This window comes from Mycobacterium sp. UM_CSW, from assembly GCF_000455205.1.
Lineage (GTDB): Bacteria > Actinomycetota > Actinomycetes > Mycobacteriales > Mycobacteriaceae > Mycobacterium.
Map to the genome: position 1 here is coordinate 1 of NZ_AUWQ01000120.1, position 24168 is coordinate 24168.

The 24168-nt window shown below is 70.6% G+C and carries 24 protein-coding genes and 1 riboswitch; of the genes, 16 read left to right on the plus strand and 8 right to left on the minus strand.

The window, feature by feature from the left end; all coding sequences use genetic code 11:
* The first annotated feature begins 19 nt into the window (after window positions 1-19).
* The 7 genes from N415_RS27900 (at window position 20) to N415_RS27930 (ending at window position 6101) form a co-directional block, all read left to right on the plus strand.
* Window positions 20-391 (plus strand): DUF3054 domain-containing protein, encoded by a 372-nt coding sequence (locus N415_RS27900; RefSeq protein WP_068188800.1) that lies wholly within the window; start codon window positions 20-22, stop codon window positions 389-391.
* A 7-nt stretch (window positions 392-398) separates the two neighbouring features.
* On the plus strand, window positions 399-1295 hold the full coding sequence (locus N415_RS27905) for an SAM-dependent methyltransferase (RefSeq protein ID WP_068188803.1): 897 nt from the start codon (window positions 399-401) through the stop codon (window positions 1293-1295).
* A gap of 111 nt (window positions 1296-1406) precedes the next feature.
* Window positions 1407-1997 carry a fasciclin domain-containing protein gene (locus N415_RS27910; RefSeq protein WP_068188806.1) on the plus strand — a complete coding sequence of 197 codons (591 nt, stop codon included), beginning with the start codon at window positions 1407-1409 and terminating at the stop codon, window positions 1995-1997.
* Window positions 1998-2051: 54 nt separating this feature from the next.
* Window positions 2052-2543 (plus strand): GNAT family N-acetyltransferase, encoded by a 492-nt coding sequence (locus N415_RS27915; RefSeq protein ID WP_068188809.1) that lies wholly within the window; start codon window positions 2052-2054, stop codon window positions 2541-2543.
* Complete coding sequence (locus N415_RS27920) at window positions 2540-3637, plus strand: LLM class flavin-dependent oxidoreductase (protein ID WP_068188812.1); 1098 nt, start codon at window positions 2540-2542, stop codon at window positions 3635-3637. Before N415_RS27915 ends, N415_RS27920 begins: the two co-directional genes overlap by 4 nt.
* Window positions 3634-4755, plus strand: a complete 1122-nt coding sequence (locus N415_RS27925; protein WP_068188813.1) for an LLM class flavin-dependent oxidoreductase — start codon at window positions 3634-3636, stop codon at window positions 4753-4755. Before N415_RS27920 ends, N415_RS27925 begins: the two co-directional genes overlap by 4 nt.
* Window positions 4752-6101 carry an NtaA/DmoA family FMN-dependent monooxygenase gene (locus N415_RS27930; RefSeq protein ID WP_068188814.1) on the plus strand — a complete coding sequence of 450 codons (1350 nt, stop codon included), beginning with the start codon at window positions 4752-4754 and terminating at the stop codon, window positions 6099-6101. The genes N415_RS27925 and N415_RS27930 overlap by 4 nt, the downstream gene beginning before the upstream one ends.
* Before the next feature lie 3 nt (window positions 6102-6104).
* Here N415_RS27930 and N415_RS27935 read toward each other — a convergent pair whose 3' ends face one another.
* On the minus strand, window positions 6105-6563 hold the full coding sequence (locus tag N415_RS27935) for an SRPBCC domain-containing protein (RefSeq protein ID WP_068188815.1): 459 nt from the start codon (window positions 6561-6563) through the stop codon (window positions 6105-6107).
* A complete protein-coding gene (locus N415_RS27940; protein WP_068188816.1) occupies window positions 6560-7315 on the minus strand; it encodes an MBL fold metallo-hydrolase in 756 nt (251 codons plus the stop codon). Before N415_RS27940 ends, N415_RS27935 begins: the two co-directional genes overlap by 4 nt.
* Window positions 7316-7356: 41 nt before the next feature.
* On the opposite strand from N415_RS27940, the gene fgd reads away from it, so the two are divergent.
* Genes fgd through N415_RS27955 form a run of 3 tightly spaced genes read left to right on the plus strand, consistent with a single transcriptional unit; the run spans window position 7357 to window position 11594 of the window.
* Window positions 7357-8367: a glucose-6-phosphate dehydrogenase (coenzyme-F420) gene (gene fgd, locus N415_RS27945; protein WP_068188818.1), complete on the plus strand. Its 1011-nt coding sequence runs from the start codon at window positions 7357-7359 to the stop codon at window positions 8365-8367.
* Window positions 8360-10444 (plus strand): phosphate acetyltransferase, encoded by a 2085-nt coding sequence (gene pta / locus N415_RS27950; protein WP_068188821.1) that lies wholly within the window; start codon window positions 8360-8362, stop codon window positions 10442-10444. The genes fgd and pta overlap by 8 nt, the downstream gene beginning before the upstream one ends.
* Window positions 10437-11594, plus strand: coding sequence for an acetate kinase (locus N415_RS27955; protein WP_068188823.1), 1158 nt, complete (start codon window positions 10437-10439; stop codon window positions 11592-11594). Before pta ends, N415_RS27955 begins: the two co-directional genes overlap by 8 nt.
* Here the strand turns inward: N415_RS27955 and N415_RS27960 are convergent.
* Both N415_RS27960 and N415_RS27965 read right to left on the minus strand, forming a co-directional pair.
* On the minus strand, window positions 11583-12776 hold the full coding sequence (locus N415_RS27960; protein ID WP_068188826.1) for a DUF1501 domain-containing protein: 1194 nt from the start codon (window positions 12774-12776) through the stop codon (window positions 11583-11585). The genes N415_RS27955 and N415_RS27960 overlap by 12 nt on opposite strands.
* 2 nt (window positions 12777-12778) lie before the next feature.
* On the minus strand, window positions 12779-14095 hold the full coding sequence (locus N415_RS27965) for a DUF1800 domain-containing protein (RefSeq protein WP_081665567.1): 1317 nt from the start codon (window positions 14093-14095) through the stop codon (window positions 12779-12781).
* A 187-nt stretch (window positions 14096-14282) separates the two neighbouring features.
* Between N415_RS27965 and N415_RS27970 the strand changes: the two genes are divergently transcribed.
* Entirely contained in the window at window positions 14283-15134 is an 852-nt protein-coding gene (locus tag N415_RS27970; RefSeq protein ID WP_068188830.1) for a hypothetical protein, read from the plus strand.
* Window positions 15135-15328: 194 nt separating this feature from the next.
* Here N415_RS27970 and N415_RS27975 read toward each other — a convergent pair whose 3' ends face one another.
* From N415_RS27975 to glnX, 3 genes are read right to left on the minus strand one after another with little or no spacing between them, the layout of a single operon-like run.
* A complete protein-coding gene (locus N415_RS27975; protein ID WP_068188832.1) occupies window positions 15329-17587 on the minus strand; it encodes a serine/threonine-protein kinase PknG in 2259 nt (752 codons plus the stop codon).
* On the minus strand, window positions 17587-18573 hold the full coding sequence (locus N415_RS27980; RefSeq protein ID WP_068188833.1) for a glutamate ABC transporter substrate-binding protein: 987 nt from the start codon (window positions 18571-18573) through the stop codon (window positions 17587-17589). The genes N415_RS27975 and N415_RS27980 overlap by 1 nt, the downstream gene beginning before the upstream one ends.
* Complete coding sequence (gene glnX, locus N415_RS27985) at window positions 18546-19865, minus strand: protein kinase G-activating protein GlnX (protein ID WP_068101351.1); 1320 nt, start codon at window positions 19863-19865, stop codon at window positions 18546-18548. Before glnX ends, N415_RS27980 begins: the two co-directional genes overlap by 28 nt.
* A gap of 123 nt (window positions 19866-19988) precedes the next feature.
* On the opposite strand from glnX, the gene N415_RS27990 reads away from it, so the two are divergent.
* Window positions 19989-20621 carry an NUDIX hydrolase gene (locus N415_RS27990; protein WP_068188837.1) on the plus strand — a complete coding sequence of 211 codons (633 nt, stop codon included), beginning with the start codon at window positions 19989-19991 and terminating at the stop codon, window positions 20619-20621.
* Here the strand turns inward: N415_RS27990 and thiE are convergent.
* On the minus strand, window positions 20593-21261 hold the full coding sequence (gene thiE / locus N415_RS27995) for a thiamine phosphate synthase (RefSeq protein WP_068188840.1): 669 nt from the start codon (window positions 21259-21261) through the stop codon (window positions 20593-20595). The genes N415_RS27990 and thiE overlap by 29 nt on opposite strands.
* A gap of 28 nt (window positions 21262-21289) precedes the next feature.
* Window positions 21290-21400, plus strand: a riboswitch (TPP riboswitch).
* Between thiE and thiO the strand changes: the two genes are divergently transcribed.
* The 4 genes from thiO (at window position 21391) to N415_RS28015 (ending at window position 24164) form a co-directional block, all read left to right on the plus strand.
* Window positions 21391-22398: a glycine oxidase ThiO gene (gene thiO, locus N415_RS28000; RefSeq protein ID WP_068188844.1), complete on the plus strand. Its 1008-nt coding sequence runs from the start codon at window positions 21391-21393 to the stop codon at window positions 22396-22398. Its footprint overlaps the riboswitch before it by 10 nt.
* Window positions 22395-22592, plus strand: coding sequence for a sulfur carrier protein ThiS (gene thiS, locus N415_RS28005; protein ID WP_068188846.1), 198 nt, complete (start codon window positions 22395-22397; stop codon window positions 22590-22592). Before thiO ends, thiS begins: the two co-directional genes overlap by 4 nt.
* A 103-nt stretch (window positions 22593-22695) precedes the next feature.
* On the plus strand, window positions 22696-23400 hold the full coding sequence (locus tag N415_RS28010; protein WP_068131476.1) for a thiazole synthase: 705 nt from the start codon (window positions 22696-22698) through the stop codon (window positions 23398-23400).
* Window positions 23397-24164 carry an SGNH/GDSL hydrolase family protein gene (locus tag N415_RS28015; protein WP_068188851.1) on the plus strand — a complete coding sequence of 256 codons (768 nt, stop codon included), beginning with the start codon at window positions 23397-23399 and terminating at the stop codon, window positions 24162-24164. Before N415_RS28010 ends, N415_RS28015 begins: the two co-directional genes overlap by 4 nt.
* Window positions 24165-24168: the final 4 nt, after the last annotated feature.

Below are 24168 nucleotides of genomic sequence, written 5' to 3' on the forward strand. Positions count from 1 at the left end.
CTTGACATAGGAGAAACGAATGCGGAGGCTCCGGTGGATGGCCTACCTGTTCGTCGACGTCGTCGCTGTGCTCGTGTTCTGCGCCGCCGGACGCCGCAGCCACGCCGAAGGGCTCACCCTGGGCGGCCTCGCGACCACGGCCTGGCCGTTTCTGGCCGGAACCGTCGTCGGGTGGCTGCTCTCCCGCGGTTGGCGGCGACCGACCGCCGTCGCCCCCACCGGCGTGATCGTCTGGCTGTCCACCGTCGCGATCGGCATGCTGCTGCGAAAAGCCAGCTCGGCGGGCGTGGCGGCGAGCTTCGTGGTGGTCGCCGCGTCGGTCACCGCGGTCCTGTTGCTCGCCTGGCGGGCCGCCGTGGGCGTGGCCCTGCGGCGCCGCTCCAACGCCTGAGCGGATCATGGCACCCGCCAGCTGGAACCCGGCCTCCGGCGACGGCCTGACCACCACGTTCGACGCCGTCGTCCGGGCCGTGGCCACGAACAAGGGCCTCCTCGAGGACCCGTTCGCCGAGCCGCTGGTGCGCGCCACCGGCGTGCCGTACTTCACCCAGGTCATCGACGACGAGCGATACGCCACCGACGACGGCGGTCACCCCATCACGACGGGGCTCATCCACGTCCAGGCCGCGTACGGACGGTTCCTCGACGAGTTTCTCGCGGACGCCGGCCGCTCCGGCATTCGCCAGGTGGTGATCCTGGGATCGGGGCTGGACACCCGGCCGTACCGACTGTGGTGGCCACCGGGCACGACGGTGTACGAGATCGATCGCCCGGACGTCCTCGATTTCAAGGCGGGGGTGCTGCGGGGGCTGGACGCGCGGCCGGGCGCGCACCGCCGCGAGATCGGCGTCGACCTTCGCCAGGATTGGCTGGCGGCGCTGCGCAGGGCCGGTTTCGACGCCGCGACGCCCACGGTCTGGATCGCCGAGCAACTGCTCGTCGGCTACCTGCCGCCGGACGGCCAGCACCGGTTGCTGCGGGTCGTCACCGAGGCGAGCGCGCCCGGCAGCCGCTTCTCCGCCGATCACATGGCCAGCTGGACACCGGAACGGCAGGCGGCGCGGCAGGCCTTCGTGGACGGCTGGCGACGGCGCGGCCTGGACATCGACCTGGCCAGCCTGACCTACCCGGGCGAATACCGTTTTGTCCCCGAATATCTGGCGGCGCACGGCTGGAAGACGGCCAAGCGGAATGTGGTCGAGTTGTTCGACGGCCTGGGGTTGGCCGAATTGTGGCGCGGCCGCCCGGAGCACGTGGAACTGCTCCCCGGGTATGTCACGGCATCGCGCGTTTAGCTCGTGCCGCGCCACTGAAGTTCCATCCGCGCCTGCCGTCGCTCCGAATGACTTGTGTTCAAGCCGAAGACGGCGCCCGTGGGCGTCCGAAGACGAAGGAGTCGAAACGCAATGATGAGCACTTGCGCGAAAACGCTTGCCGCGGCGGGTCTTGCGGCCATCGCCGTCGCCGCAGGGCCGACGGTTACGGCCACCGCTGACAACCCGAGTGACCTGATCGGGACGGGTTGCGCGGACTATGCCAAGCAGAATCCGAGTGGTCCGGGATCCGTGATGGGAATGTCGCGCGACCCGGTGGCGACGGCGGCGTCGAACAACCCGATGTTGACGACCCTGGCCGCGGCGCTGTCGGGGAAGCTGAATCCGAACGTGAACCTGGTCTCGACCCTCGACAACGGCCAGTACACGGTGTTCGCGCCCACCAACGCCGCGTTCGACAGGCTGCCGGCGGGGACCGTCGACAAGCTGAAGACGGACTCGCAGCTGCTGACCAGCATCTTGACGTATCACGTCGTCCAGGGGCAGCTCAGCCCGGCGGTGATCGGCGGCGTCCACCCGACGGTGCAGGGCGCGCCCCTTACCGTGGCCGGCCAAGGCAACGACCTGAGGGTGAACAACGCGGGCCTGGTCTGCGGTGGGGTGCACACGTCCAACGCGACGGTTTACATGATCGACACGGTGCTGATGCCCCCCGGCCAATAGAGCGCACCCGCCGCCGGGTGGAATGGGCGCGCGTCGGAAACGTTAGATGAATACGTGACGCCCACAACCCGGCTCGAGTTCGTCGCGGCCACCCACGACGATCCCTTGGCGCGGCCGCTGCTGGCCGAGCTGGCCGTCGAGTACGCGGAGCGCTACGGAGGTACGCCCGACAGGCACCTGGCCTGGCTGCCGGTGCCGGCTTGTGAGCTGGCGCCGCCTGACGGCGGCTTGCTCATCGGTGTCGTGGGTGGCGTGGCGGTCACCGGCGGGGCGTTCCGGCGCTTCGACGCCGACACCGCCGAGCTCAAGCGGATCTGGACCGACAGCGCCCATCGGCGCCGCGGGTATGCGCGGGCGCTGCTGGCGGCGCTGGAGGAGGAGACCGCCGCGCGGGGTTACCGGCGGCTGTATTTGATCACCGGCAATCGCCAGCCCGAGGCCGAGGCGCTGTACGACGCGACTGGGTACACACGCATCGCCCCCGCCGAGCCGCTGCCCGACTGGGGACCGTTCCGGCCGATCGCCTTCGAGAAGTGGCTGCCATGACGGGTCAATTTCACCTGGGCGTCGCGCTCGACGGATACGGCTGGGACCCGCACGCGTGGCAGGTCACCCTCGCCGCCGACCCGGAGACGCCGTCGGTGCTCGGCGGTCCTTACTGGGCCGACTTGGCGGCCACGGCGGAGCGCGGGCTGCTGGACTTCCTCACCATTGACGACAGTTTGATGCCGCAGATCGGGCGAAGCTCCCGGATCCATCCGGACCGGCTCACCGGCCGCGCCGACGCCGTGCTGGTCGCGGCCCGCATCGCCCCCGCCACGCGACACATCGGGCTGATCCCCGTGGCCACGGTCACCCATACCGAGCCTTTTCACGTCTCCAAATCCATTGCCACGCTTGACTTTGTGTCGCACGGGCGGGCCGGCTGGCAGCCGCGGGTGAGCGCCACCGCGCACGAGGCGGCGCTGTTCGGCCGCCGGGACGTGTCCGAGGTCCCCCTCTTCGACGAGGCCGTCGAGTACGTCGACGTGGTCCGCCGGCTATGGGACAGCTGGGAGGACGACGCCATCATCCGCGACGTGAGCACCGGGCGCTACGTCGACGTGGATAAGCTGCACTACATCGACTTCACCGGAAAGTACTTCTCCGTCAAGGGGCCTTCGATCACGCCGCGCCCACTCCAGGGACAGCCCGTGGTGGCCGCGCTGGCGCATGTCGGCCCCGCGTACGAGTTCGCCGCGTCCGCCGCAGACGTCGTCTTCGTCACCCCCACCGACGGCGAGTCGGTGCAACGCATCATCGCGGAGGTGCGCGCGCCGGGCGGCACCCACCTGAAAGTCCTTGCCGACGTGGTGGTTTCGTTCAACCGCGCGGCCGACTTCCGCTCCGACGCGCTCGTGTTCACCGGGGGCGCAACGGAATTGGTTGAGCTACTGCTGGATTGGCAGCGGCTGGGCGTCGACGGCGCGCGCCTGCGCCCCGCGGTCAACGCGACCGACCTGCCGGTGATCGTCGACGAGGTGGTGCCGCTGCTGCAGCGGGCCGGGTTTTTCCGCACCGGTTACCGCGAGGATGAAACCCTGCGTGCGCGCCTCGGCCTGTCCGTGGCGCCCAATCGCTATGCGGCGGTGCACCGATGACGCCGGTGCCGCTGTCGATCCTGGACCTGGCCCCGATCAGCGCGGGCAGCGACGCCGCGACCGCCCTGCGCAACACCATCGACCTGGCCCAGCGCGCCGAGCGGTGGGGCTACCGCCGGTACTGGCTCGCCGAACACCACTTCGTCGGCGTGGCCAGCTCGGCGACGGCCGTGCTGATCGGCCAGATCGCGGCCGCCACCAACAGCATTCGGGTCGGATCGGCCGCCATTCAGCTCGGGTACACCACGCCGGTCGCGGTGGTCGAGAGCTTCGGGATGCTCGAGGCCTTCTATCCGGGCCGCATCGACCTGGGCGTCGGACGGGGACAGCGACGCGACACCGGGTTCAAGCCGAAGTCGCCGTCGGCCAAGTCCCGCCCGCCGCGGCAGTGGCACGAGGTCGACGGCGTGGTGGTCCCGCTGCCGTTCGACCTCCGCGGGCTCCTCGACAAGGAACGGGTGCAGGCGACCATGGGAATCCTGCAACAGCCCGGGGCGGTGGCGCCCGGCTTCGCCGAGCAACTCGCCGACATCATCGCGATGCTGGACGGCACCTACGAGGTCGAGGGTTTCGACGTGCACGCGGTGCCGGGTGAGCGATCCGGGTTGACCCCGTGGATCTTTGGCAGCACCCGGGGTGAAAGCGCCAAGCTCGCCGGTGCGCGAGGTTTGCCGTTCGTCGCCAGCTACCACATCACCCCGGCGACGGCGCTGGAGGCGATCGAGGCCTACCGGGCCGCCTTCGTTCCGTCGGCCGCCTTCGAGCGGCCCTACGTCGTGGTGTCGGCCGACATCGTGGTGGCCGACGACACCGCCGCCGCAAGGCATCTGGCGTCCAGCTACGGGCATTGGGTCTTTTCCATCCGGACGGGGGTCGGCGCCGTGCCCTATCCCGATCCCGACGACTGCCCCCCGCTCACCGAGGAGCAGCTGCCGGTGGTGAAAGACCGGCTGGAAACGCAGTTCGTCGGCGATCCGGACGAGGTCGCCGAGCGGCTGTCCGCGCTGCAACGCGTCACCGGTGCGGACGAACTCGTCGTCACCTCCGTCACCCACCGGCACTCCGACCGGTTGCGCTCGCACGAACTGATCGCCAAGCGGTGGGGGATCAGCGGATGAGCGTGCGGGAGGGCAAGCAGCGCAAGCCGATTCACCTGGCCGCCCACTTCCCGGGCGTCAACAACACCACGGTGTGGACCGACCCGAGTTCGGGCAGCCAGATCGAGTTCGAGTCGTTCGTGCACCTGGCCCGCACCGCCGAACGCGGGTTGTTCGACTTCTTCTTCCTCGCCGAGGGGCTGCGGCTGCGGGAGCACCGCGGTCGCATCTACGACCTGGACGTGGTCGGCCGCCCGGACACCTTCACCGTGCTGGCCGCGCTCGCCGGCGTCACCGACCGGATCGGGCTGACCGGAACCATCAACACCACCTTCAACGAACCCTTCGAGGTGGCAAGGCAATTCGCCTCGCTCGACCACCTCTCCGGCGGCCGCGCCGGCTGGAACATGGTGACCTCGTCGGACGCCTTCACCGGCGCCAACTTCCGCCGCGGCGGTTTCCTGGACCACGCCGATCGATACTCGCGGGCCGAGGAGTTCCTCGCCGTGGCCCGCCAGTTCTGGGACAGCTGGCAGGCCGACGCCGTGCTGGCCGACGTCGGGGCGGGGGCCTATGCCGATCCCGACCGGATCCGAAGCGTCGAACACCGCGGCCCCCAGTTCGACGTGCGCGGGTTCGCCACGCTGCCCGCGGGGCCGCAGGGGCACCCGATATTGCTGCAGGCCGGCGACTCCGCCGACGGCCGCGCGTTCGGCGCCCGCAACGCCGACGCCCTGTTCACGCTGCACTCGTCGCTGCAGGACGGGCAGCGCTACTACGCCGACGTCAAGGGCCGCGCCGCGGCCTACGGCAGGGATCCCAACCGGCTCAAGGTCTTTCCCGCGGCGACGTTCGTCATCGGCGACACCGATGCCGAGGCGCAGGACCGGGCGCGGCACATCCGCTACCAACAGGTCAGCGGCGCGACGGCGATCGCGATGCTCGAGCAGGTGTGGGGCCGCGAGCTATCCGACCACGACCCGGACGGCCCGCTGCCCGACTTCGACCCGGTGGTCGACAGCGCCATCACCCAGGGCCGGGTGCGGCACGGCGACCCCGTCGCCGTCGCCCGCGCTTGGCGCGAACGCGCTTTAGCCGAGAACCTCTCGATCCGCGAGCTGGTCATCGCGGTCACCAGCCGCCAGCAGTTCGTCGGCACGCCAACGCGAATCGCCGACGAGATCGACACCTACATCCAGGCCGACGCGTGCGACGGCTTCATCCTGGTACCGCACCTGACGCCGCACGGCCTCGACGAGTTCGTCGACCGGGTGGTGCCGGTGCTGCAGCAGCGCGGCGCGTTCCGCACCGAGTACTCCGGCGAGACGCTGCGAGAACACCTGGGGCTGGGCGACTTCGCGGGTTAGCGGCTAGTGCGACTCGACCAGCGCGGCGAGCTTGTCCAGCGCCATCCGGGTGCCCAGCTCGTTGTCCTGCGGGGAAACTCCGGCCGGGAGGCCCTGATGCAGCATCGCCACGTCGGTGCCGCCGTCGGCCCCGGCCAGGGTCGTGGTGATCCGCATCAGCCCGCCCAGGGCCGGATCGGCGGTCTCGAACTCAAGCTCCTCGACCACCCGCTCGTCGCGCACCAGCTCGACGAACCGACCGTGGTAGGTGTCGGTGGCCGCGGCGGTCTTGCCCCGCCGGTCGGGCGATTCGTACGTCAGCGACATCCGGAACCGGCCCCCGACGCGGGCGTCGAATTCGTGCACGACCGCGCTCATGCCGTCGGGGACCCGCCACGCCGCAACGGCGTCCGCGTCGACGAGCGCCCGGTACACCGCCTCCGGCGAGGCGCGGATGCGCCGGACGACGCGGGTCTGCGTCATTGCGCCCGCTTCAGCGCAGCTTCCGTCGCCTCGCGGATGGGGCCGTGCCACACGTCGCCGTGACCGGGCAGCAGCGCCTCGGTGTTCAACAGGGCCAGCGCATTCAGGCTGCGCAGGCAGTTCGCCTGGCTGTGGCTGAACACCGCCGGTAGCAGCTGCGGGCCGCGATGCCGCAGCAGCGGGTGGCCGGTGATCAGCGCGTCGCCGCTGGCCAGCACGCCGTCGACGACATACGAGCAGTGCCCGCTGGTGTGCCCCGGTGTGGCGACGGCCATCGGGTGGCCCGGCAGCGTGGCTGCCACCTCCGCGGTCAGCGGCTGCGTCGAGGGGATGCCGTCGCGGATCAGCCCGCCGCTGCGCACCACGTGCAGACCCCACACCGCCCAGCGCGGCCGCCAAATGCGCAGCGCCACATCGAAAACCGAGACCTGTTCCAGGTACTCCCGCTTGGCGTGACCCACCTCGTCGGCGTGGCAGTACACCGGGGTGCCGTGCTCGGCGGCGAACCGGATCGCCGAGCCCAGGTGGTCGATGTGCGCGTGCGTCAGCAGGATTGCGCGCACGTCTTCCGGGCCGTAGCCCAGCTGGCGCAGCGAGGCCAGCACGTCCTCGCGGTCCCCGGGATAGCCGGCGTCGATCAGCATCACGCCCGTCCCGTCGACCACCAGCGTCCAGTTAACCGCCGGGCCCTGGGCGAGGTACACCGTGTCGGTGACTTGGACGAGGGTCGGCGCCTTGGACTGGTCGGCCATGCAGGCGAGTCTAGGAGCCCGGGGAGGAGTAGAAATAACCCGTGGCTGAACTCAAACTTGGATACAAGGCGTCCGCCGAACAATTCGCACCGCGTGAGCTCGTCGAACTCGCTGTCGCCGCCGAAGGTCACGGCATGGACAGCGCAACCGTCAGTGACCATTTCCAGCCGTGGCGGCACGAGGGCGGGCACGCACCGTTCTCGCTGGCCTGGATGACCGCCGTCGGCGAACGCACCAAGCGGATCGTCCTGGGCACCTCGGTGCTCACCCCGACCTTCCGCTACAACCCCGCCGTCATCGCCCAGGCCTTCGCCACCATGGCCTGCCTTTACCCCGACCGCGTCTTCCTCGGGGTCGGCACCGGCGAGGCGCTGAACGAGATCGCCACCGGATACGAGGGCGACTGGCCGGAGTTCAAGGAGCGCTTCGCCCGGCTGCGCGAGTCGGTGCGGTTGATGCGGGAGCTGTGGCGCGGCGACCGCGTCGACTTCGACGGCGAGTACTACCGGCTCAAGGGCGCCTCGATCTACGACGTGCCCGAGGGCGGAGTCCCCATCTACGTCGCCGCCGGCGGACCGGCGGTGGCAAAGTACGCGGGACGGGCCGGCGATGGGTTCATCTGCACCTCCGGCAAGGGCGAGGAGCTCTACAAGGACAAGCTGATCCCGGCCGTGCAGGAGGGCGCCGCGGCCGCCGACCGCAACGTCGACGACATCGACAAGATGATCGAGATCAAGATCTCCTACGACCCGGACCCCGACCTGGCGCTGGAGAACACCCGGTTCTGGGCGCCGCTGTCGCTGACGGCCGAGCAGAAGCACAGCATCGACGACCCGATCGAGATGGAGAAGGCCGCCGACGCGCTGCCGATCGAGCAGGTCGCCAAGCGCTGGATCGTGGCGTCGGACCCCGACGAGGCGGTCGCCAAGGTCAAGGACTACGTCGACTGGGGCCTCAACCATCTGGTGTTCCACGCGCCGGGTCACGACCAGCGCCGGTTCCTGGACCTCTTCGAAAAGGACCTGGCCCCCAGGCTGCGCCGACTTGGCTGAAACCGGGCCTTCTTCGAAGGCCATCTACATCGCCGCGCCCGAGCCGGAGACCGGCAAGTCGACGATCGCGCTGGGGCTGCTGCACCGGCTGACCGCGACCGTCGCCAGGGTCGGCGTGTTCCGCCCCATCACCCGCCTCGGCGAGGACCGCGACTACATCCTCGAGCTGCTGCTCGAGCACACCACCGCCGGCCTGTCCTACGAGCAGTGCGTCGGCGTGACCTACCAGCAGCTGCACGCCGACAGCGACGCCGCGATCGCCGGCATTGTCGACTCCTATCACGCGATGGCCCAGTCCTGCGATGTGGTGGTGATCGTCGGGAGCGACTACACCGACGTGACGCGGCCCGCCGAGCTCTCCGTCAACGCGCGCATCGCGGCCAACCTCGGGGCGCCGGTGCTGCTGGCGGTCAGCGGAAAGGGCCGGACCCCGACGGAGATTGCCGGCGTCGTCGAGGTGTGTCTCGCCGAGCTCGCCGCCCAGCACGCCCACACCGCGGCGGTGGTGGCCAACCGGTGCGATCCGACGGACCTGGCGCAGGTAGCGGAAGCGTTGTGCGCGTTCACCCAGCGCAGCTACGTGCTGCCCGAGGCGCCGCTGCTGTGCGCGCCGACGGTGGCCGAACTGGAGCGAGCGGTGAGCGGGACGCCGGTCAGTGGCGAGGCGTCGCTGCGCGAGCGCGAGGTCACCGACGTGCTGGTCGCCGGGATGACCGCCGATCACGTGCTGGAAAGGCTGCGCGACGGCATGGCGGTCATCACCCCGGGCGACCGCTCCGACGTGGTGCTCGCCGTGGCTAGTGCCCATGCGGCGGAAGGGTTTCCGTCGCTGTCGTGCCTGGTGCTCAACGGCGGGTTCGAGCTCCACCCGTCCATCGCGGCGCTGGTCTCCGGCCTGCGGCTGCGGCTGCCGATCATCGCGACCGCGCTGGGCACCTACGACACGGCCAGCGCGGCCGCCTCGGCCCGTGGCCGGGTCACCGCGATGTCGCAGCGCAAGATCGACACCGCGCTCGAGTTGATGGACCGCCACGTCGACATCGCGGATCTGCTTACCCAGCTAACGATTTCGGTGCCGACCGTGATCACCCCGCAGATGTTCACCTACCAATTGCGGCTGCGGGCCCGGGCGGACCGCAGGCACATCGTGCTGCCCGAGGGCGACGACGACCGCATCCTGCGCTCCGCCGGCCGCCTGCTGCAGCGCGGCGTCGCCGACCTGACCATCCTGGGCGACGAGGCCCGAATCCGGCTGCGCTCAGCAGAACTTGGAGTGAACCTCGACGGCGCGCAGGTGATCGACCCGCTGGCGAGCGAGCTGCTTGGTCAGTTCGCTGACCAGTACGCGGAGCTGCGCAAGGCGAAGGGCATCACCGCCGAGCATGCCCGCGAGATCATGCGCGACGCAACATATTTCGGCACCATGCTGGTGCATAACGGCGCCGTCGACGGCATGGTGTCGGGCGCCGCTCACACCACCGCGCACACCGTCCGGCCGGCGTTCGAGATCATCAAGACGGTTCCGGACGTCTCCACGGTCTCCAGCGTCTTCTTCATGTGCCTGCCCGACCGCGTCCTGGTGTACGGCGACTGCGCGATCATCCCGAACCCGACCTCCGAGCAGCTCGCCGACATCGCGATCAGCTCCGCCCGCACCGCCGCGCAGTTCGGCATTGAGCCGAGGGTGGCGATGCTGTCGTACTCGACCGGCGACTCCGGCAGCGGCGCGGACGTTGACAAGGTCAGGACGGCAACGGATTTGGTGCGTCAGCGGGATCCGAAGCTGCTGGTCGAGGGGCCCATCCAGTACGACGCCGCGATCGAGCCGTCGGTCGCGGCCACCAAGCTGCGGGATTCGCCGGTGGCCGGGCACGCCACGGTGCTGATCTTTCCGGACCTCAACACCGGCAACAACACCTACAAGGCGGTGCAGCGCAGCGCCGGGGCCATCGCGATCGGTCCGGTGCTGCAGGGGCTGCGCAAGCCCGTCAACGACCTGTCCCGCGGCGCGCTGGTCGAAGACATCGTGAACACCGTGGCGATCACCGCGATCCAGGCGCAGGCCGTCCATGGCTGACACGGGCCGCCTCGTGCTGGTGATCAACTCCGGCTCCTCGTCCCTGAAATACCAACTGGTGGAACCGGATTCGGGCACGGCGCGGGCGTCGGGCCACATCGAGCGGATCGGCGAGGACGGCTCCGGGGTTCCCGACCACGAGGCCGCGCTGCATCGCGCCTTCGACACCCTGGCCGGGGACGGCATCGACCTGCGGACCTGCGGGCTGCTGGCGGTCGGGCACCGGGTGGTGCACGGTGGCAACGAGTTCTACCGGCCGACGCTGATGGACGACGCGCGGATCGCCGCGCTGGGCAAGCTGTCCGAACTGGCCCCGCTGCACAATCCGCCCGCGCTCACGGGAATCGAGGTGGCGCGCAAGCTGCTGCCCGGCTTTCCCCACGTCGCGGTGTTCGACACGGCGTTCTTCCACGACATGCCTCCGGCCGCGGCGACCTACGCCATCGACCGCGAGGTGGCCGAGCGGTGGCAGATCCGCCGCTACGGGTTCCACGGCACGTCGCACCGCTACGTCAGCGAACAGGCCGCGGCGTTCCTGGACAGGCCGCTCGGGGGCCTGAAACAGATTGTGCTGCATCTGGGTAACGGTTCCTCGGCGTCGGCCATCGCCGGCACCCGGCCGATCGACACCTCGATGGGCCTGACCCCGCTGGAGGGCCTGGTGATGGGCACCCGCAGCGGCGACATCGACCCCAGCATCGTCAGCTACCTGTGGCACCGGGCCCAGATGGGCGTCGACGAGGTCGAGGCCATGCTCAACGAGCGGTCCGGGGTTCTCGGGCTGGCCGGCGAGCGGGACTTCCGGCGGCTGCGGTCCATGATCGAATCCGGCGACGGCGCAGCGCAATTGGCCTACAGCGTGTTCATTCACCGGTTGCGCAAGTACATCGGTGCCTACCTGGCGGTGCTGGGGCACACCGATGTCATCAGCTTCACCGCCGGGATCGGCGAGAACGACCCCGCCGTGCGTCGCGATGCCGTGGCGGGCCTGGAGGAGCTGGGCGTGGTGCTGGACGAGCGCCGCAACCTCAGCGGGGGCCGAGGCGCGCGGCAGATCTCCACGGAATCGTCGCCGATCGCCGTGCTGGTGATACCGACCAACGAAGAACTGGCCATCGCCCGCGACTGCGTGCGCGCGCTAAGCGGTTAGGAACCCCAGGCTCTTTCGTCCGGCCCCGACCGAGGGTGTGGGATCGGTCCCGACGGTTCGGTCCAGCAGTTCGTGGTAGACGTCGCGAAAGTCCGTGGTGTACTTCAGGTCCCCGTTGTCGAGGTCGGTGAGGCTGGGTTCCTCGCCGTAGAACCCGCCTTTAACGGGTCCGCCGCGCGCCCCCGCGACGAAGACCGGACCGGCGGTGCCGTGGTCGGTGCCCTGCGAGGCGTTGGCGTGGACGCGGCGGCCGAACTCCGAGTACGCCATCACGACCACGTTCGGATCGCCCACCTGCTGCAGGAAGGGCGCGACCGCCTCGTCGAAGGTCTGCAAGAGGCGCTGCTGGGTTTCGCGTTCGTCGGCGTGGGTGTCGAAGCCGCCCAGTTGCACCGTGTAGACCCGCGTCGGGACGCGGGCTTTCACCGCGCCGGCGACAACGTCGAGCTGCGCGGCGAGCGAATTGCGGCCCTTGGCAGCGGGTTTGACCGATTCGAACGCGCTGTTGGCGGTCCGCGCGGCGCGGTACGCCTTGCGCACGGCGGCCATCGCCGGGGTGTCGTCGGGATCGTCGGCACCGAGCGCGGCCATGATGCCGTCGAATTGCTGGGCCTTGCCGGCCGCCCCGCCCGGCGAAAGCGCTGCCGCCGTGCATTTTTCGCCGACCGCCAGCGGCGGTAGCACGGGACCGACGTTGACCGCGCGTAGCGGGTCGTCGCCGGTGGCGTCGAGCCAGCGGCCGATCCAGCCGGTCGAGACCGGTTCGGTTGGCGACGCCGTCTGCCAGATGTCCATGGCGCGGAAGTGGCTGTGGTCGGGCTTGGGGTAGCCGACGCCGCGCACGATGGCGAGCCGGCGTTGGCCCCACAGTTGGGCCAGCCCCTTCATCGCCGGGTTGAGCCCGAGCCGCTCGTCGAGGTGGATCACGTCGCCCGGGGTGTAGGCGAGCTCCGGGCGCGCGTCGTGATATGCGTTGTCGCCGTACGGGATCAGCGTGTTGATGCCGTCGTTGCCGCCGTACAGGGTGATGAGCACCAGCACGCCGGCGCCCTCGGGCAGCGGCCGGTCGCGGGCCGCCCGCATCAGGTCGGGCCATTCGACGGCCACCGCCGTCGAGAGCAGGCCGGCCGCGCCGACGCCCGCGCTGGCGATCAGGAATTTGCGGCGATTGATCTCGGGCATGCTCAGGACGTCAGGTATTCGGGCGTGTTGACCGCGGCGGCGACCAACTGCGGTGGGGTGCGCACCAGCGGCGCCAGCGCGTCGGCGGTCCGGTCCGACCAGTCGCCGACGCCGATCAGGTAACCGACCGCGTCGATGCGGTCGCGGGGGGCGGCGTCTTCGACGCTCGAGAGGTCGCCCGCGTGCGCCAACTGCGTCGCGGCCCGCAGGCGCGCCCCCGCGCTGGCGGTGGACAGCCACACCTGCCCGCGGGGCCAGCCGCCGACGCTCGGCGGGTAGAACGGGCGCTGGCCCAGCGCCCGCAGGGTGGCGTCGGCGAGCTTGCGCTGCGCAGGGTTGTCGATGGGCACGCGCAGTGTACGCAGCACGCCGACGAGCCATTCGACCGGGGTGTTGACTCGCGTGGACCGCGCGCCGGTGAACTCGCCGTCGGTCAGGATCGCGCGGGTCAGCGCCCGCAGGTCGCGTCCCGGGCCGTACGTGGCGACCAGGCGGTCGAGCGCCTGCGGTGACGGCGGGTCGTCGGAGGCCAGCTGCTGCCACAGGCGCCCCGCGACGTATTCGGCCGATTTGGGCTGGGCCAGCACGGCGTCGCAGAACGCCGCGGCGTCGAAGTCGCGAGTGGACCCGAACAGCGTCTTGGCCGTCGGGTCATGGCGTTTGGGCAACACCGCGGTTTGGCCGTCGGCGCCGATCACCCATCCGGTCAGCGCCCGCGCCCCGGCCCGCACGTCGTCCTCGGTGTAGCCGTTGCCGTGGCCGAGCGCGAACAGCTCCATGAACTCGCGGGCCAGGTTCTCGTTGGGGGCCTTGGCCGTGTTGGTCTGCCCGTCGAGCCAGCGCAGCATCGCGGCGTCGGTCAGCATCGCGTAGGCCAGCTTGCGGAAATCGCCGAGCGCCCCGGTGCGCAGCTTCTGGTTTTGCGCGGCCATGTACGCGGCCACCCGGACCTTCTGCGCGGAGGTGGCGAAGTGGTTGTGCCACAACAGGGTTAGCTTCTCGTGGACCGGCTGTCCGACGGCGACCATGCGGCTCAGCCACCAGTCCGACAACACGCGCTGCTGCTCGGACAATGCGGCGTTGTATTGCTTGCGGGAAGCCTGCGGCGCGCCCTTGCCGGGCGCGCGCGGCGCCTCCAGGCTGGGCATCGGGGTGGCCACGGCGCCGGGGTCGGCGTTGGGGTCGGTGGCCAGGATGGTGTCGACGTATTCCGGCCAGTCGCGGGTGGCCACCGCGTCGACCTCGGGCCCGGTCACCCCGAACCCGGCCCGACGCAGCGCGCGGGCCGTGGTGATCCACCGCGTGGACTGCCCCGGCATGTCCATAACTGTGCGATACGAACCTATGTCTGCGCTGTGTGTGTGCCCACGGCCTTGCGTGTGAGCTGGCGGCGGGATTCGGGCGATTTTCCCGCCCTGTACGCACACGAAAAGCCACCAGTTCACACTCAGCCGCCCTGTGGATAGCTGTAAACGCGGTCACCCGTCGGAGTGCGACCGTTCCGACATGGAATTGGGAAAACCGTTCATCGGCAGCGAGGCACTGGCTTCCGGGGCGTTGAACCGGCATCAACTGCGCACGCGCTACAGCGCGGTCTTTCCGAACGTCTACCTACACAACGGCGCCGAGCCGTCCCTCGAGCAGAGGATCGCCGCGGCCTGGCTGTGGTCGCGACGCAGGGCGACGATCGTGGGCGCGGCCGCCGCGGCGCTGCACGGATCCAAGTGGATCCCCGACAATGTTCCGATCGAGCTCAATCACGCCAACACCCGTCCGCCCCTCGGCGTGCTGACCCGGCGCGATGCGCTGCTCGAGGGCGAGACACAGGTGATGGACGGGCGCACCGTCACCACACCCGAGCGCACCGCCTTCGACATCGGCCGGCGCGGCGCCATCCGCTCGGCGGTCGTCCGGCTCGACGCGCTCGCGCGCGCAACGGGTTTCAAGACCGAGGACGTGCTGCGCATCGCGAAGTGCCATCCCCACGCGCCCGGGTTGCGGCGACTGGAGCCCGCGCTGGAGCTGGTCGACCCGGGCTCCGCGTCACCCAGGGAGAGCTACCTGCGGCTGCTGCTCATCGATGCCGGGCTGCCACGGCCGCAGACCCAGATACCGGTGCTCGGCGTGGACGGCATTCCCGTCGCCTATCTTGACCTCGGCTGGGAAGAATACCTGGTCGCGGTCGAATACGACGGCGACCAACACCGAACCGATCGTCGGCAATACATCAAAGACATTCGGCGGCTGGAAATGCTGGAGCGCATGGGCTGGATCGTCGTTAGGGTCGTCGCGGAGGACCGCCCCGCCAACATCATCCGCCGGGTCCGCGAGGCGCTGGCGACATCGAGTGTGAACTGACGGCTTTCGGTGTGAAGTGGTGGCGGGATCCGGGCGATTCTGCCGCCCATGATTCACACGGAATGCCAACGATTCACACTCGAGCTCATCGGCGAATCGAGTGTGAACGCAAGGCTTTTCGGTGTGAGCCCATGGCGAAGTTCGTCGGCGTGTCGCCGCCCACGATTCACACGGAACGCAAACCCAAGAACAAGCTAGAACGTGCTCGTCGGACGCACCTTGTTCGCCATGTCCACCAGCGTGTAGCGGTGCCGCTGCGTGGGCGCGACGCGGGCCAGGCTGCGCAGCGACGCCTCGACGCCCAGTCGGAGGCCGTGTTCGGTGAACGGGAAGCCGAGGATGTGATTGGTGCTCGCCTCGTTGTCCTGCAGCCAGTCCATCGCGCCGCCCAGCACCAGGGCTCGGATCTGCAGCACCCGCGGCTCGGTGGGCGGCAGCGCCTCGACGCGGCGGGCGGCGTCGCGGATCTGCGCCTCGGTGATCTCGCGGGTGGAGCGGCCGGACATCAGCGTCACCGCGCTGGTCAGTCGCGCGGTGGTGAAATGCCTTGAGGTGGGCGGGACCTCGTCCAGCGTGTTGACCGCCTCCTCGCGATTGCCCTCGGCCGAAAGGGCTCTGGCCAGACCGAAAGCCGCGGAGATCACGCCGTCGTTGGTCTTCCACACCGTCTCGTAGAACTTGTGCTCGTCGGGATTACCGGCCAGCTCGGCGGTGGCGGCCAGCGCCAGCTTGGGCGCGAGCTCGCCGGGGAAAGTGTCCAGCACCTCGGTGAAATGCTTTGTGGCCGACTCGTAGTCGCCGGTCAGCAGCTCGGAGACGGCCCGATACCACACCAGCCGCCACCGCCAGCCGACCCGCTCGGCGAGGTCGTCCAGCTTGCGGGTGGCCTTGGCCACGTCGCCCAGGTCCAGCAGCGCGCGTACCTCCATCAGCGGCAGCTCGATCGACTCGGCCACCTCGATGCCGTCGGCGTCCAGCGAACCGTGCCGCGCGGCGCGCAGCGAGTCCAGCGTCTGCACCGGCTGGGAGAGCACCGTCGCCTGCAGCACCGGGGCGGCGACGTCGGTCGGATCGACCAGCGGCACCGGCAGCGCGGTCACGATTTCCCGGGCCGTCAGCTTCTCCGAATGGACCTGGCCGTCCAGGTACACGTCGGTGTGCGCGACCAGCAGATCGACCCCGAACGTCGACCGGCTGGGGGAGAAGATCGTCGACAGGCCGGGCCGCGGGATCCGGGTGTCCTGGGCGACCACCTCCCGCAGCACGCCCATCAACTGCGCCGACATCTCCTCGGCGGTGGAGAACCGGCGCCTCGGGTCGGGGTCGGTGGCGCGGCGCAGCAGCCGGCCGTACGAGTCATAGGTCTTCAGCACGGGATCGTCGTCCGGCAGCCCGTCGACGTAGCGGCCGTTTCGGGTGCGCAGGTTCAACGTCAGGGCCGCCAGCGTGCGCCCCACCGTGTAGATGTCGGTGGCCACCGTCGGGCCGGTCCGCACGATCTCCGGCGCCTGGAAACCCGGTGTGCCGTAAAGATATCCGAACGAATTGATCCGCGACACCGCACCCAGGTCGATCAGCTTGAGCTGCTCCTCGGTGAGCATGATGTTCTCCGGCTTCAGGTCGTTGTAGACCAGGCCGATGGAATGCAGGTAGCTCAGCGCGGGCATGATCTCGAGCAGGTAGGCGATGGCCTCGGAGACGGGCAGCTTCTCGGACTTCCCGTCCTTGAGGTTGCGCCGCAGCGACTGCCCGCCGATGTACTCCATGACGATGTAGCCGACCGGCTCCCCGTGCCGGTCGGTGTGCTCGACGAAGTTGAAGATCTGCACGATCTGCGGGTGCACCACCTCGGCGAGGAACTGGCGCTCGGCCATCGCGATCGCCTGCGCCTCGGCGTCACCGGAATGCACCAGGCCCTTGAGCACCACCGGGCGGTCGTTGACGTTGTGGTCGACCGCCAGGTAGACCCAGCCCAGCCCGCCGTGCGCGATGCAGCCCTTCACCTCGTACTGGCCCGCGACGATGTCGCCCGGATTCAGCTGCGGCAGAAACGAATACGGGCTCCCACAGGCGGGGCACCAGCCCTCCGACGCGCCCTTGCCCTCGGAGCCCGACCGGCCGACGGGCTTTCCGCAGTTCCAGCAGAAGCGCTTGGACTCCGGCACCACCGGATTGGTCATCAGCGCCTCGAGCGGATCGATGTCGCGCACGCGCGGGATCTCGACCAGGCCGCCTCCGAGCTGACGGGTCGGCGGCAGCACCCGGGTGGCCACCGTCATCCGCTCCGGCGCCTCGATGTCTATGCCGGGGATGAGGAAGTCGTCGTCGTCATCGTCGTCGAAGTCGGGGCGGAACAGGGCCTGGGTGGCCTGCGGCCGCGACTCCGCCGCCGCACCGGTCTGCACGTCGGGCGCCTGGGTGCCGACGTCCTCGGAATCCATCGGCTCGGCCATCAGTCCACATACCTCGGCGTGGGCGGGGCGGGCGCCGGTCCCAGAACCGTCAACCACTTGCGGTACAACGTGTTCCACGTCCCGTCACGGCGGATGCGCTCCAGCGTGCCGTTGACGAACCGGACCAGCCCGGGATTGTTCAGGTTGACGCCGATGCCGTACGGCTGGGTGGCCATGTTCGGCCCGACGATGTGCAGGTACGGGTCCTCCTCCACCAGCCCGGCCAGGATCGAGTCGTCGGTGCTGACGGCGTCGATCTCGCGCTGCTGCATGGCCACCAGGCAGTCGGCCCAGTTCACCACCGACACGATGACCGGCGCCGGGTCGATCTGCTGGATCCGATGCAGCGACGTGGTGCCCCGGGCCACGCAGACCCGCTTGCCGGACAGGTCGGCCGCCCGGACGATCGGCGAGTCGCGCGGGGCCAGGATGCGCTGGTTGGCGTCCAGGTAGACGGTGGAGAAGTTCACCAGCTTGCGCCGCTCGCAGGTGATGGTCATGGTCTTGACGACGACGTCGACCTCGTTGCGCTGCAGCGCGGTGACGCGTTCCTCCGATGACAGGATGCGGTACTCGACGTGCGAGGGGGCGCCGAAGATGTCGCGCGCGATCTCGCCGGCGATGTCGACGTCGAAGCCGGTGATCTCGCCGGTGATCGGGTCGCGGAAGCTGAACAGGTTGCTGCCGATGTCGAGCCCGACGATCAGCCTGCCGCGGGCGCGGATGTCGGCGACGGCGGCGTCCGCCTCGGCCTTGTTGGGGAAGGGGCGCAGGCTCGCGGTCAGGTCGCAGCCCTGGCTCGGGTCGTCCGGCGGCAGCGGCGGCTCCGGGGGCAGCTGCTGCATGCCGACCGGCGTGGGCGGCGGCAGCGTCGGCGCGGTGGCCACGGTCAGCGACTCGGTGTGGCCGCAGCCCGCGAGCAGGCCGACCGCGGCGAGTGCACCCAGCCAGCGCCTGATCACCGGTACTCCCTGAGCCGCGGCCATAGGCCCAGCGCCACGGCGATGGCCGCGCCGAGGGACAGCACCACGCCGCCGACCTGGGCGCCGGACAACCCGCTGCGCGCGCTGAGCACGTCGTTGCGCAGGTGGGTCCGGCTCTGGTCCATCGCCTTGCCGAGCTCGTCCTCGAGCTTGTCGAACGCCGGGGTGGAGTCGTCCTCGCCGCTGCCGAGCGCGACCTGGGTGGCGGCGCGGTAATTGCCCACCGAGATGTAGGAGTTGATCCGGTCGTTGGCCTGCCGCCAGCGCAGCAGGAGCTGATCCGCACCCTGCAGGTCCGGCTTGTCGACGGCGTCGCTGCGCGACATGTACTGGTCGAGCTGGGAGTGCATGGAGTCGATGCGCTGGTAGAACGACTGCTTGCGCATCTCCTCGTCACCGCGGCGGATCAGCGAAAGTGTCTCGTCGGCCCGCGCCTGCTGGGCGGTGATGGCGACGTTGGTGACGGTCCGCAGCGACTCCGCAGCGGTGTCCTTGGCGCTGCGACTCGCGGTCGTCGAAATGGTCAGCGCGGTTCCGACCCATACCACCATGACGAGGATACCGAGGGCGCCGACGACCAGCCCCGGGTTGATTCGGCGCCGGGTGCGGCGGGCCAGCCAACGATGCGAGAACGCGCCGAAGACCACCGTGCTGGCGACGACCAGGATCACCGGGGCCGGAAAGTGCGTCGACGCGGTGGTTTCGCTGTCCACCCGATCGGAGGTCGCCTGATACAGCTGCGCCGCGTCGGGCAGGATCTGCGACTGCATCAGCCCGGAGGCCTCGGACAGGTACGACGACCCGACGGGATTGCCTTCCCGGTTGTTGGTGCGCGCGATCTCGATCAGCCCGGTGTAGACGGCCAACTCGGCGTTGAGCCGGCCCAGTAACTGCACCAGTGGCTCGTCGGTCAGCCCGCTCGACGCCCTCGTCACGGCCACCGCGGCGTCGGTGATGGCCTGCTCGTAGCGCTGCCGGACCGGGCGCGGCTCGGCCTGCGCGATGAACGCGGTGGCCGCGGCGGCGTCGGCCACCGACAGCGTGGTGTAGAGCCGTCCGGCGGCGAACGACAGCGGCTCGGTGTGGTTGAGCACCGTGGACAGCACCTGCTGCCGGTGGTTGATGGTCGTCGAGGTGGCGAACGCGCTGGAGACGCCGAGGGCCGCCAGCACGATCCCGATGGTCAGGATGCGGCCCGGCGTCGTGGAGATGAACCACCAGCGCGGGTGTGCCGGTTCGGCCGGGGACCGCGACCCCTTCGGTTCGGTCGACGGGTGCGCCAGCTCAACCGTCACGTCTACTCAGCCCTCATAACTTTCGGCCCACGAACCTGGATAAGCGAATTCTAAGAGAATGTTCGTGCGGATGGGGGGAGGCGAGTCAATTGACCGACGGGGTCGCCTGCATATCCTGATCTCGTGCAGGGCGACGGCGACGGATGGGTGGTATCCGACAGCGGCGCCCACTACTGGGGCCGCTACGGCGCGGCCGGGTTGCTGTTGCGCGCGCCGCGGCCCGACGGCACCCCCGCGGTCCTGCTGCAGCACCGGGCGGTGTGGAGTCACCAGGGCGGGACGTGGGGCCTGCCGGGCGGCGCGCGGGACAGCCACGAGACGCCGGAGCAAACCGCCGTCCGCGAGGCGCACGAGGAGGCCGGCCTGCGGGCCGAGCGGCTCGCCGTGCGCGCCGCGGTCGTCACCGCCGAGGTGACCGGGCTCGGCGGCACCAGCTGGACCTACACGACCGTCGTCGCCGACGCGGCCGAGTTGCTGGACACCGTGCCCAACCGGGAAAGCGCCGAGATGCGCTGGGTCGCCGAGAGCGAGGTGGCCGACCTGCCGCTGCATCCCGGCTTCGCGGCCAGCTGGCAGCGGCTGCGCACTTCGCCCGCGCTGTTGCCGCTGGACCACGGCGACGAACGGCGCCAGCACCTGCCGCGCACACTCGAGGTCGAGGCCGGGGTCTTCGTGTGGTGCATGCCGGGTGACGCCGACGAGGAGCCGTCGCAGCTCAGCCTCCTGGTCAGCTCGCTGCTGCAAGCGCCGACCTGAGCGCCTCGGCCGCGGCCCGCGGGTCCTCGGCCGCGGTGATCGCCCGCACCACCACGATCCGGCGGGCGCCGGCGTCGAGCACCTCGGGCAGCCGCCGGCCGTCGATGCCGCCGATCGCGAACCACGGCTTGTCCCCACCGAGCTGGGCGGCCGCACGCACCAGGTCCAGCCCCGGCGCGGCACGGCCGGGCTTGGTCGGGGTGGGCCAGCACGGCCCAACGCAGAAGTAGTCGGCCGCGCCGGCGGCGGCGGTCATCTGGCAAGTGTCGTGGCTGGACAGGCCGATCAGCACCTCCGGCCCGACGATGTCGCGGGCCACGGCCGGCGGCAGGTCCCCCTGGCCCAGGTGCAGCACGTCGGCGCCGGCCGCGCGGGCGATGTCGGCGCGGTCGTTGACCGCGAACAGGGCGCCGTGCCGGCGGGCCGCGTCGGCCAGGACCTCGAGCGCGGCCAGCTCGGCGCGGGCCTCGAGCGGACCGAACCGCTGCTCACCCGCCGACCCCTTGTCGCGTAGCTGGATGATGTCGACCCCGCCGGCCAGCGCGGCGTCGACGAACTCGGCCAGATCGCCGCGCTCGCGGCGCGCGTCGGTACACAGATACAGCCTGGCCGCCGCCAGGCGGGTGGACGGTTGGTGCACACCGCGACGCTAGCGCGCTAGCGTGGAACCCGAAGAGCACGGGAGTCCTAGCGACCGGGGACTGAGAGTGGGCGCGCACGCCCTTACCGTCACACCTGATCCGGGTCATGCCGGCGAAGGGAGCAAAGGATGCAAGACTCACTGGCCGTCATCGGCGGCGGTGTCATCGGGCTGTCGGTGGCGCGCGGCGCGGCGCGGGCCGGATGGTCGGTCGTCGTGCACCACACCGGCGAACCGGGTGCGTCATGGGTGGCGGGCGGGATGCTCGCCCCGCACAGCGAGGGCTGGCCCGGCGAAGAGCGGTTGCTGCGGCTAGGCCTGGAGTCGCTGCGGCTGTGGCGCGAGGGCGGTTTCACCGACGGCTGGCCGCCGGGGGTGGTCACCGCCCGCGAGTCGCTGGTGGTGGCCGTCGACCGCGCCGACGTCGCGGACCTGCGCACCGTCGCCGACTGGTTGTCCGAGCAGGGCCATCCGGTGGTGTGGGAGCCGTCCGCCCGCGACGTCGAACCGCTGCTGGCGCAAGGCATCCGGCACGGCTTCCGCGCGCCCACCGAGCTGGCGGTGGACAACCGCGCCGTGCTCGACGCGCTGGGCCGGGACTGCGAGAGCCTCGGGGTGCGGTGGGCCGGGCCGGTGAGCGACCTCAAGCGGGTCGACGCGGACGCGGTGGTGATCGCCAACGGCATCGACGCGCCCGCGCTGTGGCCGGGGCTGCCGGTGCGGCCGGTGAAGGGCGAGGTGCTGCGCCTGCGCTGGCGCAAGGGCTGTATGCCGTTGCTGCAGAGGGTGATTCGCGCCCGCGTGCACGGGCGGCAGGTGTATCTGGTGCCGCGCGGGGACGGGGTGGTCGTCGGCGCCACCCAATACGAGCACGGCCGCGACACGGCCCCGGTGGTGTCGGGGGTGCGGGACCTGCTCGACGACGCGTGCGCGGTGCTGCCGGCGCTCGGCGAGTACGAGCTGGCGGAGTGCGCGGCCGGGCTGCGCCCGATGACGCCCGATAACCTGCCCCTCGTGCAGCGCGTCGACGAGCGAACCCTGATCGCGGCGGGCCACGGCCGGTCCGGGTTCCTGCTGGCGCCGTGGACCGCCGAACAGGTTGTCGCCGAGCTGGTTCCGGTCGGGGCGCGGTCATGATCGTCACGGTCAACGAGAAAACGGTCGAGGTCGACGAGCAGACCACCGTGGCCGCACTGCTGGAGTCGCTGGGGTTCCCCGCCCGCGGCATCGCGGTGGCGGTGGACGACGCCGTGCTCCCGCGATCCGACTGGGCGGCAAGGCTTTTTGATGGTGCCCGAGTCGAGGTGGTGACGGCGGTGCAAGGTGGCTAGAGCCGAATTGTCCCCTTCCTCCTCGGGCCATTCTGGCCCGCATCGTCAGGGCACGGAAGCGAAACTGACGATCGCGGATCGCAGCTTCGCCTCGCGGCTCATCATGGGCACCGGGGGAGCGACGAACCTGGCGGTGCTCGAAGAGGCGCTGATCGCGTCGGGCACCGAGCTGACGACCGTGGCGATCCGCCGCGTCGACGCCGAGGGCGGGACCGGGCTGCTGGACCTGCTCAACCGGCTGGGCATCACGCCGCTGCCCAACACCGCGGGCTGCCGCGGCGCCGCCGAGGCGGTGCTCACCGCGCAGCTGGCCCGCGAGGCGCTGGACACCAACTGGGTCAAGCTCGAGGTGATCGCCGACGAACGCACGCTGTTGCCGGACGCCGTCGAATTGGTCCGCGCGGCAGAGCAATTGGTGGACGACGGGTTCGTCGTGCTGCCGTACACCAACGATGACCCGGCGCTCGCCCGCCGGCTCGAAGACGCCGGTTGCGCGGCGGTGATGCCGCTGGGCGCGCCCATCGGCACCGGCCTTGGCATCACGAACCCGCACAACATCGAGATGATCGTCGCGCGGGCCGGCGTCCCGGTGGTGCTCGACGCCGGCATCGGCACCGCGAGCGACGCCGCGCTGGCGATGGAATTGGGTTGCGACGCGGTGCTGTTGGCGACCGCGGTGACCCGCGCCGCGGACCCGCCCGCCATGGCCGCCGCCATGGCCGCGGCCGTCACCGCCGGATACCTGGCGCGGCGGGCCGGGCGGATTCCCAAACGGTTCTGGGCGCAGGCGTCGTCCCCCGAGCTATGAAACGTTATGTGGCGCTGGGCAGTTCGATGGCCGCCGGGCCCGGCATCCGGCCCCGCGCCGAGGGCGCCCCGCTCTGGTCGGGCCGATCCGCCCGCAACTACCCGCACCTGGTCGCCGACCGGCTGAGCCTCAAGCTGGTCGACGTCACCTTCTCCGGGGCGACCACCGCCCACGTGCTCGCCGATCACCAGCGCGGCTGGCCGCCGCAGATCACCGCGCTGGACGGCTCGGAGGCCGTGGTCACGGTGACCATCGGCGGCAACGACGTCGGCTACGTTCCGCTGTTGATGGCCGCCTCGCTGCCGCCCGCCGCGCGGCGCCTGCCGCTGCTGGGCGGGCTGATATCCGAACTGCTGGACCGTGACACGCGCGATCGGGCGCTGGCCGACGTGTTCGATTCGTTGTGCGCGGTCGGGGCGGCGGTGCGGCAGCGCTCCCCGAAGGCCCGGATCGTCTTCGTCGACTACCTGACCATCCTGCCGCCCGCCGACGCTCCGGCCCCGCCACTGCGGCAGGCGGACGCCGACCTCGGGCGGCACGTGGCCGCGACCCTCGAACGCCGCACCGCCGACGCGGCCGCGGCGACCGGGTGTGAGATCGTCGGCGCCGCCGCGGCCAGCCGGGATCACCACGCCTGGTCCGCCGAGCCATGGACGACCACCCCGGCGCGCTACGGCGTGTCCCTGCCCGGGCGGCCCGCCCCGCTGCACCCCAACGAGGCCGGGATGCGCGCGGTCGCGGATTTACTTGCCGCGCAACTGTAGAAGC

Coding starts and splice junctions, on each gene's coding strand:
- N415_RS27900 (WP_068188800.1), top strand. CDS start 20: ATGCGGAGGCTCCGGTGGATGGCCTACCTGTTCGTCGACGTCGTCGCT.
- N415_RS27905 (WP_068188803.1), top strand. CDS start 399: ATGGCACCCGCCAGCTGGAACCCGGCCTCCGGCGACGGCCTGACCACC.
- N415_RS27910 (WP_068188806.1), top strand. CDS start 1,407: ATGATGAGCACTTGCGCGAAAACGCTTGCCGCGGCGGGTCTTGCGGCC.
- N415_RS27920 (WP_068188812.1), top strand. CDS start 2,540: ATGACGGGTCAATTTCACCTGGGCGTCGCGCTCGACGGATACGGCTGG.
- N415_RS27925 (WP_068188813.1), top strand. CDS start 3,634: ATGACGCCGGTGCCGCTGTCGATCCTGGACCTGGCCCCGATCAGCGCG.
- N415_RS27930 (WP_068188814.1), top strand. CDS start 4,752: ATGAGCGTGCGGGAGGGCAAGCAGCGCAAGCCGATTCACCTGGCCGCC.
- N415_RS27935 (WP_068188815.1), bottom strand. CDS start 6,563: ATGACGCAGACCCGCGTCGTCCGGCGCATCCGCGCCTCGCCGGAGGCG.
- N415_RS27940 (WP_068188816.1), bottom strand. CDS start 7,315: ATGGCCGACCAGTCCAAGGCGCCGACCCTCGTCCAAGTCACCGACACG.
- N415_RS27955 (WP_068188823.1), top strand. CDS start 10,437: ATGGCTGACACGGGCCGCCTCGTGCTGGTGATCAACTCCGGCTCCTCG.
- N415_RS27960 (WP_068188826.1), bottom strand. CDS start 12,776: ATGCCCGAGATCAATCGCCGCAAATTCCTGATCGCCAGCGCGGGCGTC.
- N415_RS27965 (WP_081665567.1), bottom strand. CDS start 14,095: ATGCCGGGGCAGTCCACGCGGTGGATCACCACGGCCCGCGCGCTGCGT.
- N415_RS27970 (WP_068188830.1), top strand. CDS start 14,283: ATGGAATTGGGAAAACCGTTCATCGGCAGCGAGGCACTGGCTTCCGGG.
- N415_RS27975 (WP_068188832.1), bottom strand. CDS start 17,587: ATGGCCGAGCCGATGGATTCCGAGGACGTCGGCACCCAGGCGCCCGAC.
- N415_RS27980 (WP_068188833.1), bottom strand. CDS start 18,573: ATGGCCGCGGCTCAGGGAGTACCGGTGATCAGGCGCTGGCTGGGTGCA.
- thiO (WP_068188844.1), top strand. CDS start 21,391: ATGCAAGACTCACTGGCCGTCATCGGCGGCGGTGTCATCGGGCTGTCG.
- thiS (WP_068188846.1), top strand. CDS start 22,395: ATGATCGTCACGGTCAACGAGAAAACGGTCGAGGTCGACGAGCAGACC.
- N415_RS28010 (WP_068131476.1), top strand. CDS start 22,696: ATGGGCACCGGGGGAGCGACGAACCTGGCGGTGCTCGAAGAGGCGCTG.
- N415_RS28015 (WP_068188851.1), top strand. CDS start 23,397: ATGAAACGTTATGTGGCGCTGGGCAGTTCGATGGCCGCCGGGCCCGGC.